Origin of the sequence: Salipiger sp. 1_MG-2023, assembly GCF_030547555.1 — a bacterium.
Lineage (GTDB): Bacteria > Pseudomonadota > Alphaproteobacteria > Rhodobacterales > Rhodobacteraceae > Salipiger.
This window is the reverse complement of sequence record NZ_JAUOQN010000028.1, coordinates 20896-38024: the sequence shown is the minus strand read 5'-3', so window position 1 is coordinate 38024 and position 17129 is coordinate 20896. Positions and strand designations below refer to the sequence as shown.

10 protein-coding genes are annotated in these 17129 nt (G+C 65.9%); 4 read left to right on the top strand and 6 right to left on the bottom strand.

What is annotated here, in order from left to right:
• Positions 1–31 precede the first annotated feature (31 nt).
• From Q4543_RS14110 to Q4543_RS14100, 3 genes are all read right to left on the bottom strand, one after another.
• Complete coding sequence (locus Q4543_RS14110; protein WP_303439104.1) at positions 32–1072, bottom strand: AI-2E family transporter; 1041 nt, start codon at positions 1070–1072, stop codon at positions 32–34.
• A gap of 133 nt (positions 1073–1205) precedes the next feature.
• Complete coding sequence (locus tag Q4543_RS14105) at positions 1206–4862, bottom strand: efflux RND transporter permease subunit (protein ID WP_303439103.1); 3657 nt, start codon at positions 4860–4862, stop codon at positions 1206–1208.
• A complete protein-coding gene (locus Q4543_RS14100; RefSeq protein ID WP_303439102.1) occupies positions 4859–6133 on the bottom strand; it encodes an efflux RND transporter periplasmic adaptor subunit in 1275 nt (424 codons plus the stop codon). The genes Q4543_RS14105 and Q4543_RS14100 overlap by 4 nt, the downstream gene beginning before the upstream one ends.
• Positions 6134–6325: 192 nt before the next feature.
• On the opposite strand from Q4543_RS14100, the gene Q4543_RS14095 reads away from it, so the two are divergent.
• From Q4543_RS14095 to der, 3 genes are all read left to right on the top strand, one after another.
• Positions 6326–6982 carry a tetratricopeptide repeat protein gene (locus Q4543_RS14095; protein ID WP_303439101.1) on the top strand — a complete coding sequence of 219 codons (657 nt, stop codon included), beginning with the start codon at positions 6326–6328 and terminating at the stop codon, positions 6980–6982.
• A 151-nt stretch (positions 6983–7133) separates the two neighbouring features.
• Positions 7134–8459, top strand: a complete 1326-nt coding sequence (locus Q4543_RS14090; protein ID WP_303439123.1) for a PQQ-like beta-propeller repeat protein — start codon at positions 7134–7136, stop codon at positions 8457–8459.
• A gap of 87 nt (positions 8460–8546) precedes the next feature.
• Positions 8547–10001 (top strand): ribosome biogenesis GTPase Der, encoded by a 1455-nt coding sequence (gene der / locus Q4543_RS14085; protein WP_216005128.1) that lies wholly within the window; start codon positions 8547–8549, stop codon positions 9999–10001.
• Positions 10002–10146: 145 nt separating this feature from the next.
• On the opposite strand, the gene metH is transcribed toward der, so the two are convergent.
• A complete protein-coding gene (metH, locus tag Q4543_RS14080) occupies positions 10147–13902 on the bottom strand; it encodes a methionine synthase (protein WP_303439100.1) in 3756 nt (1251 codons plus the stop codon).
• Between the two features lie 164 nt (positions 13903–14066).
• Between metH and Q4543_RS14075 the strand changes: the two genes are divergently transcribed.
• Positions 14067–14828, top strand: coding sequence for a DeoR/GlpR family DNA-binding transcription regulator (locus Q4543_RS14075; RefSeq protein WP_303439099.1), 762 nt, complete (start codon positions 14067–14069; stop codon positions 14826–14828).
• On the opposite strand, the gene Q4543_RS14070 is transcribed toward Q4543_RS14075, so the two are convergent.
• Together Q4543_RS14070 and Q4543_RS14065 are read right to left on the bottom strand one after the other, a co-directional pair.
• Positions 14820–16121, bottom strand: coding sequence for an aspartate aminotransferase family protein (locus Q4543_RS14070; RefSeq protein ID WP_303439098.1), 1302 nt, complete (start codon positions 16119–16121; stop codon positions 14820–14822). The genes Q4543_RS14075 and Q4543_RS14070 overlap by 9 nt on opposite strands.
• The gene (locus tag Q4543_RS14065; protein WP_303439097.1) at positions 16118–17113 is read right to left on the bottom strand and encodes a phosphotransferase enzyme family protein; all 996 of its coding nucleotides are present in this window, start codon (positions 17111–17113) and stop codon (positions 16118–16120) included. The genes Q4543_RS14070 and Q4543_RS14065 overlap by 4 nt, the downstream gene beginning before the upstream one ends.
• Between the last annotated feature and the right edge of the window lie 16 nt (positions 17114–17129).

Genomic DNA, 17129 nt, shown 5'->3' with positions numbered 1-17129 from the left:
ATGGGTCTGACGAAACCGTGCGGCGCGGTGATCAGACCTTGCCCGAGGCCGACAGCAGGATCGCCACCGGGCGCGTGGTTTCGATTTCGGCCATGACGATGATCAGCGAGGCGGTCAGCGGCACCGCCAGCACCGCCCCTGCCAGCCCCCAGAGCGACGACCAGAAGGCCAGCGCCAGCAGCACCACAAACGGCGACAGGTTGAAGGCCCGGCTCATCATGCGCGGTTCAAGAAATCCGGCGACAAACATCTGCGCCGCAGTCAGCGCCACCATCACCGTGCCCGCCATGCCGATCGAACCGGTCTGCGCAAGGCTCAGCAGCACCGGAAACAGCACCCCGATCATCGAGCCGATGTAGGGGATGTAATTCAGCAGCGCGATCAGGATCGCCCAGAACAGCGCAAAGTCGATGCCCAGCGGCAGCATCACCCCGTAGGACAGAACGCCGAGGATGATGTTCACCACCGTCTTGACCGCAAGATAGTCGCCGACGCGGGTGTTGATGCGGTCGAACAGATCGACCGTCTTGGCCTCTTTGCGGCTGTCGCCAAGCGCGAGGCGCAGCTTGTCGGGCATGCCTGCCCGTTCGGCCATGAAGAAGAAGGCGTAGAGGATCACCAGAAACACCGTGCTGCTAAAGCCGCGCAGCGAGGCAAGCACCGGGCCGATGATGGCACCAACCTCGAACTGATCAAAGGTCAGCGCGCGGATGTTGGCCCATGTCGGCTCGTCTTCGATGCGGATCATCATGGCGATGCGGGTGACCACACGGTCGAGATTGCTCTCGTAGCTCGGCAGCACCACGGCGACCTGCGCAAAGGTCTCGACGACGTAGAAGCTGACCAGCACCACCAGCGCGGTAAAGGACAGCAGCACCAGCACCCGGCGCAACAAGGCGGGCAACAGGCCAAATCCCGGCAACTCGCCCAGACGGGTGGTCAGGTTCGACAGGATATACAGCGCGATCAGCGCAATCATGATCGGCAGCAGCACCGGTTTGCCGATGTGCAAAAGCCAGCCCAGCATGATCAGAAGAGCGACGAAATAGGCAGGTTCGCGAAACGAGATCATTCTTGGGGCCGTCTATCGTGATTGGGCAGGGCACAGGTAGGCTTGCGCGGCCATATTGCCACGCCTCGGCGAAATGACCAGAAATTAAGCAGGTTCTGGCCGCCGATTGGCGGCGCTGCCACTTTTCCCGGCGCTATTCCGCGACCTTCAGCGTTGGAGCATCCGCGTGCGGGGCCGCGTCGGGCATGTCTTCCCACAGGATTGTCGGTGCCTTGATCCGCCGCGCCGCGCGCATCAGCGCCCAGTCGCGCGCCGCCCGGCTGCCCGCGCCCAGCGACAGCGCCGCCAGCGCCCGCGCGATCCAGTGCAGATAGGTCGTCGCCCAGATCCGCAGCGCCAGCATCGCGGGGGTGAAGACCAGCGTCAGCACCGTCGCCACCGCAAGGCCGAACACCACCGCCGACGCCAGCGGTTTCCACCACAGCGATGTCGGGCTGTCGACGGTATAGCCGCCGCCGAAGAAATCGAGGCTCAGCCCCATCATCATCGGAAACAGCCCGGCGATGGTGGTGATGGTGGTCAGCAGAACTGGGCGGATGCGGTCTTCGGCGGTGCGGATGATCGCCTCGATCCGGGGCATGTAGCGGGAATAATCCTGAAACGTGTCGATCAGCACGATGTTGTTGTTCACCACGATCCCCGCCAGCGCCACCACCCCGGTGCCCGACATGATGATGCTGAAGGTCTGGTCGAGCACGATCATGCCAAGGAACACGCCCGCCGTGGACAACACCACCGCCAGCAGCACCAGCACCGCGTTGTAAAAGCTGTTGAACTGCGCCAGCAGGATGATGAACATCAGCGCCAGCGCGGCGGAGAACGCCTGCCCGAGAAAGGCCTGACTCTCGGCCTCTTCCTCCTGATCGCCGGTCCATTCCCAGCTGATGCCAGCGGGCAGGGGGGTGGCGTTCAGCCAGTCGGTCAGCGCCGCGATCCGCTCGGCCGGGGTGACGGGGGTGGCCTGCGCCCCGTCCGGGGCGGTGCCTTGCACCAGCGCATAGCGGGTGCCCCTGAGCGTGACGGTGCCCGAGGTCTCCTCGCGGCCATAGCCGGTGATCTCGCCCTCGTGATGGAAGGCCACCAGCCCTTCGACAACCCCCGCCTTGATGTCGAAATGGCGCTTCTGGTCGACCCGGTTGATCTCGGCCAGCTTGTTCACCGGCTGGCGGGTGATGAAATTCGACAGCGGCACCAGCCCGCCCGAGGTGCGCACCTTGAGCGTATCGAGGGTCGACAGCACGCGGTCGTCTTCGGGCAGGCGCACGCGGATGTCGATTTCCTCGTCCGAGCTGTCGACGCGCATGGTGTCCAGCATCAGCCCGCGCGTCACCAGCTGCACCATCGCGCCGACGGTGGCGACATCGGCACCGTAGCGCCCGGCCTTTTCGACATCGACGTCGATCTGCCAGTCGATGCCGGGCAGGGGGCGGGTGTCTTCGATCAGGCGCAGGCCGGGCAACGAGTCAAACTTGGCACGGGCGGTGGCGGTTGCGTCCAGAAGCGCCTGCCAGTCGTCGGATTTGATCCGCAGATGCACCGGTTTGGCCGAGGCGGGGCCCATCGCGACATCGAGGATCTCGATCTGGATGCCGGGGATCGATTGCAGCGCCTGCGTCAGCTCGGCCAGCACAAGATCGCCGTCCAGTTCGGGGCGATCGCGGCGGTCTTCCCATGGCACGATCTCGATCTGGATCTGGCCGATGGTGTCCTTGGGCGGCTGCGCACCGCCGGTGTTCGATGACAGACCGCCATCGCCGGCAAAGGCAAAGGCGGTGGCGACGCCGGGATGGGTCAGTACGATATCCTCGGCCCGGCGCACCAGCGCATCCTTTTCCCGCAGCGACAGGTTGCCGCGCGCCCGCACATAGACGATGGCCTGCTCGGGTTCGGATTCGGTAAAGAATTCCGTGCCGTTGTTGTTCTCGCCATAATAGCCGAAGACCGAAATGACGAAAAAGACCACCGCCCCGATGGTCACCAGCGGCATCACCGGATTGCCCGCCACCAGCGCGATGACACGGCCAAACGGCGTGCGGCGATAGCTGCCCTTGATGCGCTTGCGGCGGTGTTCGATGCGCGCTGCGTCCATGGTGATCGAGGCCATGACGGAAAACGCCAGAAACAGCCCGATGCCGGGCAGCCAGCGCTGCCAGCCAAGATCGCCCGGCGCGGTATACAGGAACGACGGGTTCAGCACCATCAGCGCGCCAAGGACCATGCCCAGCAAGGCCACCGGCACCAGCGCGGCGCGCATCCACCACTGCGGCAGGGCACGGCGCAGCGCCTGCCCCTTGCCATGCAGCCCGCGCGAAAACCGCCCCGAAACGCCCCCCATCACCGGCAGATAGATCAGCGCCACGATCAGCGACGCCGACAGCACAAAGATCAGCGTGACCGGCAGCATCCCCATGAACTGCCCCGCGATGCCCGGCCAGAACAGCATCGGCAGGAAGGCGCAGAGCGTTGTCGCGGTAGAGGACACCACCGGCCAGAACATCCGCTTGGCGGCCTCGACATAGGCGTGCATCGGGCCGGTGCCCTGCGCGATGCGCTTGTCGGCGTATTCGACCACCACGATGGCCCCGTCCACCAGCATCCCCACCGCAAGGATCAGCCCGAACATCACGATGTTCGACACGGTGATGCCCATCGCCATCAGCAGCAGGAAACACAGCAGGAACGACGTCGGGATGGCAAAGCCCACCAGCAGGGCCGCCCGCGTTCCCAGCGCCGCCAGCACCACGATCATCACCAGCGCAATCGCCGTCAGCACCGCCCCTTCCAGCTGCTTGACCATCGAATCGACGATGCGGCTTTGATCGTTGCTGGCCGCGACGGTGACGGCGGCGCGCAGCTCGGGCGGCCAGTCGGCCTGCGCCTGCGCCACCACCGCGCGCACCGCCGCCGAGGTGTCGATCAGGTTGAACCCCTTGCGCTTGACCACCTGCAAGGCGACCGTGTTGTTGCCGTTGAACCGCGCCGTGCCGGTGCGGTCCTCGAAGGTCAGCGCGATGCTGGCCAGATCGCCCAGCGTCACCACCCGGTCGCCGTTGACCTTGACCGGCAGGTCGTAGATGTCGCGCGGCTCGTCAAAGCTCGACGGGATCTTGACCGAAAAGCTGCCGGTGTCGCTGGTCACCTCGCCCGCCGCCACCAGCATGTTGTTGTTCTGCACCACGTTGATCAGCTCGGGCGCGGTGACGTTGTAGGATTCCAGCCGCAGCGGGTCGATGACCACCTCGACCATCTCGTCGCGATTGCCGGCGATGCCGGCTTCGAGGACCGAGTCCAGCCCCTCGACCCGGTCCTGCAGATCGCGCGCCACCTGCGCCATGGTGCGCTCGGGCACCGGGCCGGTCAGCGAGATGATCAGGATGGGAAATTCTGAAAAGTTGATCTCGTTGATGCTGTAGCTTTCGGCCCCGTCGGGAAAATTTCCCGAGGCAGTGGTCATTGCATCGCGCACATCGGCCATGATCTGCGTCTTGTCCCAGCCGAATTCGAATTCCAGCGCGACCCCGGCGTAGCCTTCGGCGGCGGTGCCCGACAGGGTCTTGAGCCCGTCGAGATCCGACAGTTCGGTTTCCATCGGCTTGACCAGCAGCTTTTCGCTGTCTTCAGCGGAAATGCCGGGGAAAGGGACAGAGATGAACAGCGCCGGAATCTCGATATCCGGCTCGCCTTCCTTGGGCAGCGTCGCATAGGCCCATGCCCCCGCCACGATGCTCAGCACGATGAAGGCCATGACCATTCGTGCCCGCTGCGCGGCCCAGTCGACAAGCCCGGTCATGGCAGCACACTTTCGAAGGATGCCGTGACCGGCACGCCGTCGGTGACGTATTCCTGACCCACGGTGATGATGTCGACCCGGCGCGGCAGCCCGCCCAGCCAGATCCCGGCGCGGGTGTCGCGCAGCACGGTGACCGGCAAGAACATCGCGGTGCCGTCGCCCGCGACAGAGCGCACGCCCAGCCGCCCGTCATCGTCCAGCGTCAGGGCCGATTGCGGCACCAGATGGGCCAGCGCGCCCGCGGCCTCGATGCCGATCTCGACGGTTTGCCCGGCGCGGATGGCGTGGCCGGGGTTGGGCAGGGTGATCTCGACCAGAAAGGTGCGGGTGGTCTCGTCGGCGCGGCTCGCGACATGGGTGACGGTGCCGCTGACGGTCTCGCCCCCCGCCAGCCGCGCCCCGGCGCGCGCGCCCGGCATGACGCGGGACACATCGGTTTCAGGTACGTAACCGACCAGCTTGATCGGATCCAGTTGCAGCACCGTGGCGCAGCGGGTGCCGACCGACATCAGGGTACCAAGCTCGGCGGTGTCGGTCTCGAGCACCCCGGCAAAGGGCGCGGTGATGTCGAGATTGTCGACATCGGTCTTGGCGCGGGCCACTCCGGCGCGGGCGCTTTCGATCTGCGCCTCAAGGCTGCCAATGCCCGAGGCCGCCGCCTTGATCCCGGCTTCGGCGCTGCGCACCCCGGCCTCGGCGGCGCGCTGATTGGCACGAGCCGCGGCCAGCGATGTTCTGGAGGAATAGCCGCTTTGCGATAGCTTCTCGGCGGCGGTCAGGTTGATCTGCGATTCCTCTTGCCGCGCCTGCGCCTGCAGCAGCGCCGCCTCGGCTTCGGGGATGCGGGCTTCGACCTGCGGGCGCTGCGCGCGCGCTTCGGCCAGCGCCGCCTCGGCTTCGATCAGCGACACGCCGGTGGTGCCCGGATCGAGCCGGCACAGCAGATCGCCCGCCATCACCTCTGTGCCGCCGGGGATCGGCTCGGAAATCACCCGCCCGGCGATCTCGGCCGCCACCTGCACCTCGCGCGAGGCCTGCGTTTGGCCGCGCAGCAGCACCGCATCGTCGATTTCCTGCGCCTGCGAATGCAGCGCCATCACCGCAACGGTGCCGGGGGCATCCTCGGGCGCGGGGGCAGGGGCGGCGGCGGACTCGGGCTGCTCAGCCGGGGCGATGTCACGCGCCCAGCCCAGCAGTCGGTCGCGCTCCATCACGACCCCGTAAAGAACGGCGATGACGACAATCGCGGTGAGGATCGAGACAGGACGCATGGGCAAGGGCTTTCGACGGTCTTACTGGGCGCGGTTTCCGTGATAAGGGGATTCGCTCGACAGGTCTTGACGTGAATTTGAACCAGCCGGTTCAGGTTAGCCGCGCCCGTAACACCGATCAAGCGGGCGCGGCCTTGGCATGGCGGGTCTCGGGTTGTAAGGAAAGGCCGAACAACCCGAGCGAGGCCGCCCTTGAGCAATCCGGACAGTTTCATCGACGAGGTGACCGAAGAAGTTCGCCGCGACAAGCTTTATGCGCTGTTGAAGCGTTACGGCTGGATCGGCATCGTCGCAGTGCTTGCGCTGGTTGGCGGGGCGGCATGGCACGAATACAGCCAGTCGCAGAAGCGTGTGCAGGCGCAGGCGCTGGGCGACGAGGTGCTCGGCGCGCTCGACGCCGAGACCCCCGAGGCCCGCGTGGCGCAGCTGTCGGCGATCGACGCGCCAACGCCGCAGACCCGCGCCGTGGTTGCCATGCTGCTGGCGGCGGATGCGGCGCAGGATGGCGCGCCGGACACTGCCGCGCAGGCGCTGGAATCGGTGACCGTCGATGGCGAATTGCCGGAGATCTACCGCGATATCGCCACATGGAAGACGATGACCCTGCAAGACAGCCCCTTGAGCCTTGAGGACCGGCGCGCCGGGCTCGAAGGACTTGCGGTGCCCGGCAAGCCCTTGCGGCTGCTCGCCGAAGAGCAGCTTGCCCTGCTGGACATCGAGGCCGGCAGCGCCGATGCTGCGCTGGAACGGCTGCGGCGCATCCTAGAGGATTCCGAGATCACCGCGGGCTTGCGCCAGCGCGCGTCTCAGTTGATTGTGGCTTTGGGCGGAACGCCCAATGACGAATAAAACGGGGCGGAACGCCCAATGACGGATAATACAGGGCGGAACGCCCGATGACAGCTAACGCTGGGCGGAGCGCCCGATGACGGGTCAGACAGAGCGCCCAATGCCGGGGAAACCGGCGCAGGGCAGGCAGGAACGGCAGGGGGCAGGTCTTTTGCGCATCACGATGATTTCGGCGGGGCTGGTCGGCCTGACGCTGCTGGCCGCCTGCGAAGAACCCGAGCCGATCCTGCGGGGCGAGCGCTATGGCACCCGCGAAGTGCTGCGCACCGCCGCCCCGGATGCGGCGACTCCGGTGAACAGCGCCCGCCCTGTGGCGGTGCCCGCCCTGGTAAACAATGCCGACTGGGCGCAGGCCCCGGTGTCGCCCTTTGCGCGCACCGGCAACGCGGCGCTGAGCCGCGCGCCCGCGCTGGCCTTTGCGGTGAACATCGGCACCGGCGATGGCAAGCGCACGCGGCTCAATGTCGATCCGGTGGTCGGCGGTGGGCGGGTGTTCGTGATGGATGCAGGCCATGTGGTCAGCGCCGTGACACCCTCCGGCCAGATCGCCTGGCGCAAACCGATGATCCCGGTTCGCGACGCTGCTGATCAGGCGCAGGGCGGCGGGCTGGCCTATGACAACGGGCGGCTCTACGTGACCTCGGGCTTTGGCTGGGTGACGGCGCTGGATGCAGCCTCCGGGGCCGAAATCTGGACGCAGCGCCTTGGCAACACCGCCACTGGCGCACCGAGTGTGGCGGGCGGGCTGGTCTACCTGACCTCGGGCGACGAGCTGGGCTGGGCGCTCGAGGCCGATACCGGGCGCATCCGCTGGGATTCGACCGGGCTTGGCGACATCAACAACGTCGCCGGTGCGCCGACGCCGGCGGTGTCGGACGATCTGGTGATCTTTGCCTATGGCAGCGGCGGCGTGCAGGCTCTGTTTCGGCAGGGCGGGCTGCGGCGCTGGTCGGCGGATGTGGTTGGCACGCGGCAGGGCTCTGCCCTTGCCACGGTGACCGACATCACCGGCGGGCCGGTGATTTCTGGCGACAAGGTCTTTGTCGGCAATCATTCGGGCCGGGTGGTCGGCTTCAACCTCGACAGCGGCGAGCGGATCTGGACGGCAAAGCTGGGCGCACTGGGGCCGGTCTGGCCCACGACAGATTCGGTGTTCCTCGTTTCGGATGAAAACCGCCTCGTGCGGCTGGATGCCAACAGCGGCGAACAGGTCTGGGCGGTAGAACTTCCGGGCTATGTCGCGGTGCGCAAGCCGCAGCGCAAGCGCGACTCGGCTTATGCGCATCACGGCCCGATCATGGCGGGCGGACGACTGGTCATCGCCTCGTCCGACGGGCTGCTGCGCAGCTTCGATCCGGTCAATGGCGCGCTGCTCTCGGCCGTTCCCATTCCGGGAGGCGCGACAACCGCTCCTGTGGTCGCAGGCGGCACGCTTTATGTGGTCAGCACCACGGGCCAGTTGCTGGCCTATCGCTGAGCCTGCGAAAGCGCCCCCTTTCGCGGGGGGCGCAAATGCGCTATCGGGGCGGCTTGTGATCCAATGCCGTGATCCGGGGTGCCTGTCATGTCCTTCTCTCTCGCCATCGTGGGCCGCCCGAATGTCGGCAAGTCCACGCTTTTCAACCGCCTTGTCGGCAAACGTCTGGCGCTGGTCGACGACCAGCCCGGCGTGACGCGCGATCTGCGCGAGGGCGAAGGGCGGCTCGGCGATCTTCGCTTCACCGTGATCGACACGGCCGGGCTTGAAGACGCCACCGACGACAGCCTTCCGGGGCGGATGCGTCGCCTGACCGAACGCGGCGTCGACATGGCCGATATCTGCCTGTTCCTGATTGACGCGCGCGCCGGGGTGACCCCGACTGACGAGATCTTTGCCGAGATCCTGCGCAAGCGGGCGAAGCACGTTATCCTCGCCGCCAACAAGGCCGAAGGCTCTGCCGCCGAGGCTGGCGTGCTCGAAGCCTATGGGCTGGGCCTGGGCGAGCCGCTGCGCCTGTCAGCCGAACACGGCGAAGGGATGCCCGACCTCTATGGCGTGCTGCAGCCGCTGGCGGATCAATTCGCCGAGCGCGCCGCCGCCGAATCCCCGGAGACCGACGTCGCGCTGTCCGAAGACGATGATCCCGACAGCCCGCTGCCGAAGATCACCGATGCACGTCCGATGCAGATCGCCGTGGTGGGCCGCCCGAACGCGGGCAAATCGACGCTGATCAACAAGATCCTTGGCGAAGACCGCCTGCTGGTCGGCCCCGAAGCCGGGATCACCCGCGATGCCATCTCGGTGCGCATCGACTGGCAGGGCACGCCGATGCGCATCTTCGACACGGCGGGGATGCGCAAAAAGGCCAAGGTGCAGGAAAAGCTGGAAAAGCTCTCGGTCTCCGACGGCCTGCGCGCGGTAAAGTTCGCCGAGGTGGTGGTGGTGCTTCTGGATGCGGCGATTCCCTTTGAACAGCAGGATCTACGGATCGCCGACCTTGCCGAGCGGGAGGGGCGCGCCGTGGTGGTCGCAGTCAACAAATGGGACGTCGAAGAGCACAAGCAGGAAAAGCTGATGGCCCTGAAGGAAGCCTTTGACCGCTTGCTGCCGCAGTTGCGCGGCGCGCCCCTTGTCACGGTGTCTGCCAAAACCGGGCGCGGACTTGACCGGTTGAACGCCGCGATCATCAAGGCGTGGGAAACCTGGAACGCCCGCGTGACAACCGGACAGTTGAACCGCTGGCTCGAAGGTATGGTGGCCTCGCACCCGCCTCCCGCGCCGCAGGGCAAGCGCATCAAGCTGCGCTACATGACGCAGGCCAAGACGCGCCCGCCCGCCTTCGTGGTGAAATGCTCGCATCCAGACAAGATGCCGGAGAGCTATGCGCGCTATCTGGTGAACGGTCTGCGTGAAAGCTTCGACATGCCCGGCACACCGATCCGGCTTTATATGCGCGATGCGTCTGACAAGAATCCCTACAAGGGCCGTCGCGAAAAGAATGCAGGCGCGCTGACGAAACACCTCGGCAAAAAGAACTGACGGCGCGCCCCGCCGCGGAAACGCATTGGGGGCCAGCCCCCAAACCCCCGGAGTTTAAGGGCAAGATGAAGGGGCGGGCGCCTGCGCTTCATCTTGCCAGAAAAACTCCGGGGGTGAGGCCGCAAGGCCGAGGGGGCTGGCCCCCTTACTCTGCTGCCACCGCATTGCCCGGTACGTAATTGAGAATCGGAGCAAGCCAGCGTTCGGTGTCCTCTGTGGTCATGCCCTTGCGTGCGGCGTAATCCTCGACCTGGTCCCGTTCGACGCGCGCCACACCGAAATAGTAGCTGTCCGGGTGTCCGATATAGAGGCCAGAGACCGATGAGCCCGGCCACATGGCAAAGCTCTCGGTAAGCTCGACGCCGGTGGCCTCGGTCGCCCCCAGCAGCGCGAACAAGGTATCCTTTTCGGTGTGATCGGGCTGGGCAGGGTAGCCGGGGGCGGGGCGAATGCCTGCGTATTTCTCAGCGATGAGGTCGGCTGCGGAGGTGGTCTCGTCAGCTGCGTAGCCCCAGAGCTCCTTGCGGACCTTTTCGTGCAGGCGCTCGGCGAGTGCCTCGGCAAAGCGGTCGGCGAGCGCCTTGACCATGATCGAGCGGTAATCGTCATGCGCCGCCTCGAAGCGTTTCGCGATGGCCTCTTCTTCGGCGCCTGCGGTCACCACGAAGCCGCCGACGTAGTCGGGCTTGCCCTCTGGCGCGACGAAATCGGACAGCGCCACGTTGGGCCGGCCTTCGCGCTTTGCGGTCTGCTGGCGCAGGGTGTGCAGGGTCGCTAGCGGCTGGGTGCGGGTCTCGTCGGTGTAAAGCGCGATGTCATCACCGACCGCATTGGCGGGCCAGAAGCCGACCACGGCCTTGGGCGAGAACCATTTCTCGGCGATGATCTGGTCCAGCATCTCTTTTGCATCGGCGAACAGGGCGCGGGCGGCTTCGCCCTGCTTGGGGTCGTCGAGGATCTTTGGGTAGACGCCCTTCATCTCCCAGGTCTGGAAGAACGGCGTCCAGTCGATGTATTCCGCCAGCTCTGCCAGATCCCAGTCGGGCAGCGTCTGGTTGCCGAGGAAGCTTGGCGCGGGGACGTGGTTGCCAAAGTCGAGCTTCAGCGCATTGTCGCGCGCCTGCTGGATGCTGATGCGCTTTTTCGCCAGCTCGGCGCGGGCGTGCTTTTCGGCAACATCGGTGTACTCGCTTTGGATATTTGCCACATACTCCGGCTTTTGCGTCGGCGAGAGCAGCGAGCTGACCACGCCCACGGCGCGGCTGGCATCGGTGACATAGACCGCCTGCCCCTTGCCATAGCGCGGGTGGATTTTCACCGCCGTATGCACACGGCTGGTGGTCGCGCCGCCAATCAGCAGCGGGATATCAAGCCCGGTGCGTTCCATTTCCGACGCCACATGCACCATCTCATCAAGCGACGGGGTGATCAGGCCGGACAGGCCGATGATGTCCACGCCTTCGGCCTTGGCCGTTGCGAGGATCTTTTCGGCGGAGACCATGACGCCCAGGTCGATGATCTCGTAATTGTTGCAGGCCAGCACGACGCCGACGATGTTCTTGCCGATGTCGTGCACATCGCCCTTCACCGTCGCCATCAACACCTTGCCAGCGCTTTCGCGACCCTCGCCGCCGTTCAGACGCTTTTCTTCCTCCATGAAGGGCAGCAGGACGGCGACCGCCTGTTTCATCACGCGGGCGGATTTGACCACCTGCGGCAGGAACATCTTGCCCGCGCCGAACAGGTCGCCAACCACGTTCATCCCTGCCATCAGCGGCCCTTCGATGACATGCAGCGGGCGATCGGCGGCAAGGCGCGCCTCTTCGGTGTCGGCTTCGATGAATTCGGTGATGCCGTTGACCAGCGCGTGTTCCAGTCGCTTCTCAACCGGCAGTTCGCGCCACGACATGTCCTTTTCGCGCGGTTTTGCGCCGCCGGTGCCACGGTAACGCTCGGCGATCTCGAGCATGTTCTCGGTCGCCTCGGGCGTGCGGTTCAGCACCACGTCTTCGCAGGCCTCGCGCAGGTCGGCGTCGATCTGGTCATAAACCGCCAACTGTCCGGCGTTGACGATGCCCATGTCCATGCCGTTCTGGATGGCGTGATAGAGGAACACCGCGTGCATCGCCTCGCGCACCGGCTCGTTGCCGCGAAAGCTGAACGACAGGTTCGACACGCCGCCCGAGATATGCACATGCGGGCAATCGGTGGTGATGCGCCGGGTGGCTTCGATGAAATCGACGCCGTAATTGTTGTGCTCCTCGATGCCCGTCGCCACGGCAAAGACGTTGGGATCAAAGATGATGTCTTCGGGCGGGAAACCCACCTTTTCGGTCAGCAGCTTGTAGGCGCGGGTGCAGATTTCAACCTTGCGATCCTCGGTGTCGGCCTGTCCCTTTTCGTCAAATGCCATGACGATGACCGCGGCGCCGTAGCGGCGGCACAGCGTGGCCTGTTCAAGGAATGCCTCTTCGCCTTCCTTCATCGAGATCGAGTTGACCACCGGCTTGCCCTGAACGCATTTCAGGCCAGCCTCGATGATCTCCCATTTCGAGCTGTCGATCATCACCGGAACGCGGGCGATGTCCGGCTCGGCGGCGATCAGGTTGAGAAATTCGACCATGGCCTGTTTGGAATCGATCAGGCCTTCGTCCATGTTGATGTCGATGATCTGTGCGCCCGCCTCGACCTGATCGCGGGCGACATCCAGTGCGGCGGCGTAATCGGCATTGGTGATCAGCTTGCGGAACTTGGCCGAGCCGGTGACGTTGGTGCGCTCGCCCACGTTGACGAAGGGAATGTCCTTGGTCAGCGTATAGGGCTCGAGCCCCGAGAGTTTCATCAGCGGTTGGGCCTCGGGGATGGTGCGGGGCTTGTAGCCCTCGACCGCCTTGGCGACAGCGGCGATATGCTCATAGGTTGACCCGCAGCAGCCGCCAACCACGTTCAGCAGCCCCTCGGCGGCGAAACCTTTGATCAGCGCGGCCATTTCCTCGGGGGTCTGGTCGTATTCACCCATCTCGTTGGGCAGGCCAGCGTTGGGGTAGGCGCAGGTCAGCGTGTCGGCGACGCCGGCGATCTCGGCCAAGTGGGGCCGCATCGCATCGGCGCCAAGCGCACAGTTCAGGCCCACGGTCCACGGCTGGGCGTGGCGCACCGAATGCCAGAAGGCGGTGGGGGTCTGCCCCGACAGCGTGCGACCCGACAGGTCGGTGATGGTGCCCGAGATCATCACCGGCAGGCGGGTGCCGGTCTCTTCGAACACTTCCTCGCAGGCAAAGATCGCGGCCTTGGCGTTGAGCGTGTCGAAGATCGTTTCGATCAGCACGATGTCGATGCCGCCCTCGATCAGCCCGCGCAGTTGCTGGGCATAGGCAATGCGCAGATCGTCGAAGCTGACGGCGCGGTAGCCGGGGTTGTTCACATCGGGCGAGATCGACGCGGTGCGGTTGGTCGGCCCAAGCGCGCCCGCGACAAAGCGGTGTCGGCCATCGGTCGCTTCGGCCCGGTCCATCGCCTTGCGTGCCAGCCGCGCGCCTTCGACGTTCAGATCATGCACCGCCGCCTGCATGTCGTAATCGGCCTGCGCGATGGTGGTCGATGAAAACGTGTTGGTTTCCACGATATCCGCGCCGACCATGGCATAGCGGTAATGGATGTCCTCGATCACGTCGGGCGCGGTGAGGTTCAGGATGTCGTTGTTGCCCTGCTGCGGCTTGTCGCTGGCGTGCGGCAAATGGCAGGTGCAGGCGCCGCCGCCGCAGCCCTGAAAATCGCCCTCGGCAAGGCCGAGCTTCTGGATCTGTGTGCCCATCGCGCCGTCAAGGATCAGGATGCGATCCTTGGCGGCGGCGGCGAGCTGGTCGAAGACGGGCGAGCGAACGGGGGCGGTACGAGTCATGACATATCCTGCTGGGCTTTGCGTTCATGTATCCTTCACGGGGCCTGATTTCCAACTCATATTGAGCAAGGAGATTATGAGTTCCATTCACAAAGGCCTGTGCGGGCGGGGTTGCGGGCTGCGCGGCGCTCTGCTTGGATCGCGCGCAAAGCAGGAGGCCGGGCATGTCACGTCGCAAGGATGCGCGTCAGAAACAGATTCTCGACCGGCTGGCGATCACCCCGACGCTGCGGGTGGGGCAATTGGCGCGCGGCTTTGAGGTGACCACCGAAACCATCCGGCGCGATCTGGAAGAGCTGGCGGCGCAGGGGCTGATCGCGCGCACCTATGGCGGGGCGATGCTGCGCCGCGAGGTCGAACCGGCGCTGGCCGAGCGGCATCTTGATCTGGTCGAGGAACGCGCCGCCATCGCGCGCGAAGCGGTGCGGATGATGGCGGGGGCACGGGTGGTGATGCTGGGCTCGGGGGCGACAACGACGCTGCTGGCGCAGCGCATGGCGCTGGATCTGGGCGATCTGACGGTGATCGCCCACAGCACCAGCATCGCGGCGGCGCTGGCGGCGAACCCGACGATACAGGTGATCATGGCGCCGGGGCTGTACCACGCGGGCGAGGGCGCGATGCACGGTGCGCAGACCGTGCGGTTCCTGTCCGATTATAGCGCCGACTGGGCGGTGTGCGGGGCCAGCGCGCTGTCACCGCTGGGGCCGTCGGATGCGCTGATCGAGGCGGGCGAGGTCTATGCCACCATGATGCGGCAATGCGCCCGCACCATGGTTGTCGCGGATCATTCCAAGTTCGATCGCATCGCCACGGCGCGCTACGCCGATTGGGGCGAGCTGGATGCGCTGGTGAGCGACGCCGCCCCCACCGGCCCGCTGGCGCAGGCGCTGGCCGCGGCGGGGGTCTCTGTACGTCTAGCCTGACACGGCGCGCTCGAACGCGTCGAGAAACTGCGCCGCCTCTGCGGCGTCAAGGCACAGCGGCGGGCGCAGTTTCAGCGTTGCGCCATAGCGCCCGGCCGCCCCGATCAGCACACCGGATGCGCGCATCGCGTCGATGACCTGCGTGGTAAAGGCGGGATCCGGCGCGCCGTCCCGTATCAGATCGACGCCAAGGAACAGCCCCGCGCCGCGCAGCTGCCCGACGCGCTCCGAGCCTTTGGCGATGGTTTGCAAGCCCTGCATCAGCTGCGCGCCGATGCGGGCGGCATTGTGCTGAAGCCCCTCGGCCTCGATCACCCGCAGTACCGCCAGCCCGGCGGCGGCGGCCACCGGATTGCCGCCGAAGGTGTTGAAATAGCCGGTTTCAGCGCAGAAGCTTTGCAGATGCGCGGGCCGCGCCGCCATGCCGGCCATGGGAAAGCCATTGCCCATGGGTTTGCCCATGGTGACGATATCGGGGGCCACCCCGTGGCGTTCAAACCCCCAGAAGCCGCCGCCGGTACGGCCAAATCCCGGCTGCACCTCGTCGGCGATCAGCAGCCCGCCAGCCGCCTGAACCGCCTTGGCGGCGGCGCGCAGAAAGCCGGGCGGATCGGCGAACACCCCGTCCGAGCTGAAGATGCTGTCGACCAGCAGCGCCGCCACGCCATGCCCGCGCGCCGTCAGCCGCGCCATCGCCTCTGTCACGGCTTGGGCAAAACCGCCCGCGATGTCGTCGCCATAAGCGGCGCTGCCCGGCGCGGGCACGGTTTCGACCCAATCGGGCGGCGCGCCGCGCTTCATCGCCGAGGGCGAGACGTCGGTCACCAGCGCCGTGTTGCCATGATAGGCGGTCTGGGTGACGATCACGCCGCGCGCGCCGGTGGCGGCAAACGCCACCCGCAGCGCCAGATCATTGGCTTCGCTGCCCGAACAGGTCAGCATGACGTTGCTCAGGGGCTCTGGCAGCCGGGCCTTCAGCGCCTCGAGATACTCATCCACCACGCCGACCAGATAGCGCGTGTTGGTGTTGAGCCGGGCGATCTGCTCGCTGATCGGGCGCACCACCTCGGGGTGGGAATGCCCGACCGAGGGCACGTTGTTGTAGAAATCAAGATAGCGCGTGCCGTCCGCCGCCTGCATCCACGCGCCTTGTGCGCTAATCATCTCGATCGGCTGGCGGTAGAACAGCACCGAGGCCGCGCCAAGGTTGTCCAGCCGCCGCTGCACCTTCCCCGTCGTGCCCTTGCTGGCGTCAAAGGCGTTCATGTCGAGGATCTGGCGGATGTCGCTCATGCCTCGGCCTGCAGATAAGCTTTGGCCAGCGCCACGGTGCCAGCGGTATAGGCGCCATGGCCCGCGTCGGCGGCGGTTTGCGTTTCCGCATGCGAGGCGATCCACGCGGTCAGCAGCAGGCGACGGAACATCACGAAGCTTGGGATCATCGCCTCGTGTTCAGCGTCCAGCGGGGCGATCGTGCGGTAGCCCTTCAGCCAAGCGGCCTGAAGCGCGGGGATATAGGGCTCGGTTTCGTAAAAGGAAATCGCGGCGGCGAAATCATAGATGAACCACGAAAAGCCGCAGTCGTCGAAATCGATGACGCTCAGCTTGTCGCCGTCCTGCAACAGGTTGGCCAGCCGCAGATCGGCATGCACCAGCCCGAAGCGATCCGTGCCCTTGCCGTAAGCGTCGAGCTTGCGTTTGAGCACGTCGCACAGGGTTTCGAGCACCGCGCGCCCTTCGTCATCCAGCCCCAAGGCCGCGCGCCAGTCTCCCCACAGCGGCTGCGCCCCGAAGGCGCTGTCGAAATCCCATGTCTTGCGGGTGAAGCCCTGCGGCGGTTGCCAGCCCTGCACCTGCCGGTGCAGCCGGGCCGATATCGCCCCCAGCAGTTCGAACCCCGGCGCAAGGCTTTCGCCGGCGCTGGGTTCATCGCCGGGCATGAAGGCAAAGCCGACCACGTGGCGGGTATCGTTGCCATCGCTGAATTGTGCGACATGGCCGCCGCTGGCCAGCGTCAGCGGCGCGGGCGTGTCGATGGCACCCGAAGCACGCAGCGTCTCGATCCATGCCAGTTCGGACTCGATCTCGGCCAAGGTATGATAGGCGGGGCGGTGCACCCGCAGGATGATCGGCGCGCGGCCCGGATCGCTGGCAAGAAAGGTGGCGTTCTCTGACAGGGTCAGCAGCCGCACATCGGCCTCGGGGCCAAGCCCCCATTCATAGCGCAGCGACAGCGCGCCCTGCCGCAGCCGTTCGGTAAAGCCTTCATCATACAGACCTGCCATCTGATGCCCTTTTCTT